Annotated in this window: 1 pseudogene; it reads right to left on the bottom strand. The window is 61.5% G+C overall.

The features are described from left to right. Positions 1 to 208: 208 nt before the first annotated feature. Positions 209 to 2,681, bottom strand: a pseudogene (locus tag AC1ROY_RS33945) (hypothetical protein); the annotation flags it as partial.

Below are 2,681 nucleotides of genomic sequence, written 5' to 3'. Positions count from 1 at the left end.
AAGTCCCCTCGCTCCAAGCTGACCCAGCACACTCAACACACCCGCCGGAAGAAGGGCCTCGGCACCGCGCTTACGAAGGACTTTCAGTCCAACTATAAAAACTGTCATCACACATGTCGCAGGGCAGGGTGATTTTTCTGACAGTTTTCCCGCGAGGTATGGGGGAAGGACATTAAGTCCACCAAGTCCACCGGCCGAAGTTACCGAATTAGGCCACCTCGGCCTTCGCCTCCTCAAGCTTCCATTGCTGCACACCCTCAGCCATGGGAGCCGGCACGATGCGCATCCCATCGGCCACGCGTCCAACGTTGTCGCCAATCCATCGGCCCAAACGCATGCTGTTAAGCGATCCATCCTTGCCGGCGATGAGCATCAGGGCCTCGTGAAACTCGGGGTAGCGAAGAGTGCCCTGAGGCGGTTGGTGTTGATCATCCGTCATGGGCTCTCGCTCGGAGGCGTACGCCTTGATGCGCGCGGTGGTCATTTCTCGAGCCGCGATGTGCAGATGCCATTGCGCCAACACCCTTCGAAGGGCGGCCAGCTTCGGGTCATGGCGCCGCACCTTTTCCATAGTCGCCACCGGATCCTGGCAGTCCAGCCAGAGCAACGCCCCGCGAACCCAGGACGACCACTCTTCGAACGAGCCGAGGGGGACCGGGGCGTCCGGACGTCCAGCCAGATGATAAGCGCGCAAAATGGTCAGAGCCGCCAGAAGAAGCCGCCCTCGCTGCTGGTGAGCAACCAGGACCGGGTCGACGTCGAACTTGCGAAGCTCGGGTCTTTCGACGGCGGGATCCAGGTGACACAGGAGCGCGCGGCGGCTCATGTCGCCGAAGAAGACCAGGTTGTTCCCAGTCGCTGTCACGAAGGCGTTGGTGGGCAACTCTGGCATCTGCGACAGACCTAGGATCCGACACCGCACACTGCGTTGCGTTAGAAGCGCGCAGAGGAACTCGCCGCCCAATGGCGCTTCGCAATTGTCGATGGCAATGACGTGTTCGCCAGCCAGCAACATCGCCCCGAGGCGCTTCTCCAACTCTTCCTCGTTCTTGCCCTGGGCCATGACACTGGCCACCCGGCCGGTCGCAATGACGCTGCAGATATCGACGAGCTTCGTCTTCCCTGAGCCCGCCACGGGTGCGGTGAAACCGTGCAGCGGTGCCGTGGAAAGCGAGCGCCGAATGCTGCAAGTGAGAATAGCGGAGAGGGCGACGCTTCGACTGGGTTCGTCGACGAATGAGAATGTCTCGATGAGGTGTTTCAGCTCGCCCATAGCCACAAGGGCATCCTGCCGTGTGGGCAGATCGGGGACCTCCCCCATCGACAGACTGCCAACCTCTAGCAGCAGGCCGGTAACCGGATCGTATCCAGCCGCGGAAAGGACGCTTCCATCCGGCCTCAAGGTCGGGGCATCGATAATCCCCATCAACGAGGGAAGTCGCCACCTACCCATGCGCTGATGGAGGGTGTTTGCGATTTTGAGCGGCGCGTCGATCGTCACCATAGCTTCCGACCTAGCGTCAAATTTTTCCCAAACCGCGGCGAGTGTCAGGGCTTCCACGAGTGCATGGTCACCGAGTGGTACGATACGAGGTGAGGTGATACGGCGTCCACGCGAAACGCCCGTTGTGACGCGGCCGGCCCGCACTAAAAAGGTCGCGCGTTGATAGACGCCAAGATCCGCCTTGAGCAGGGCCGCTTCGGCTTGGTCGACGATGTCGGCGATCTCGCCGCCAACAACCTGAATGAGGGGGCGATTGCCTATCACTTGCGATTGGAAGCGCGGTGAGCGGAGGTCTTCAAGCGATACCCACTCTCGCTCCACCATCTGTTTCAGGAACACCAGGCGATTACGACCATCGCAATGCGCGTGCCGGCAGTGATAGACGAAGCGTCGCGACGAGCTGTCGCTAGCGTTAGCGATGAACGTCGCGCCATCCGCGCCGAGCTGCGTATGGTCGTCCTCGTTCACGCAGCGGATGTGCTGTTTGCCGCCCTGACGAAGATCACCAATCATGACATCCGGCCGTCGCTCGCGCAGAGCGGCGACAAGCTCGAATTTACCACCGATTGCGCGATCCCATGCTCGCAGGTCTATGGCCTCGCTCGTCTTTGGGTCGGTGCATTCCAGTGGCTCTACATCGCGACGTTTGCCGGGGCGTTTGCCCGATGGCGCCGGATCGCCTGGCCTATGAGCGGGCGGCAGTTCAAATAGATCGCACGGCGCGCCGTCGAGGATTAGTGTCTCGGGCGGCGGGCTAGCAGCTAGTCGGCGCGGCAGATAGAAGAGCCTGGATGTGTCGGTGCAGGCCTGGTCGTGGCGTAGGCTCAGGGCCGAGGCCAGTGCTTCGATGCGTTCTTTCCAGGCAGCGTTGGCAGTTCGCTGGTCATCGTAGTTGCTAGCGAGCCAGGGCCGCACGAGGGGGATCGCGATCCGGAATTTCGGACAAGGCTCATGCTCCATGACGATGTGGTCATCGGTCTCTTCGACGACCCGGGCGCTTTGAGTGACGCGGGCCAGATAGCCCTTGGCAAGCAGATACGTCTCGGTTGTGGCTTCGGCCTCTTTGCTGGAGACGAACTTCTCCCAGTGGCTCCGCTTCACCGTAAGCGCGGTGCCGAGGCCCTTCTTCCGGCGGGTGTGTTGAGTGTGCTGGGTCAGCTTGGAGCGAGGGGACTTC

Source organism: Roseococcus sp. GW821-FHT12F05 (genome assembly GCF_058806835.1).
The sequence above is the reverse complement of the archived record's forward strand: the minus strand, read 5'-3'. Positions and strand labels throughout refer to the sequence as shown.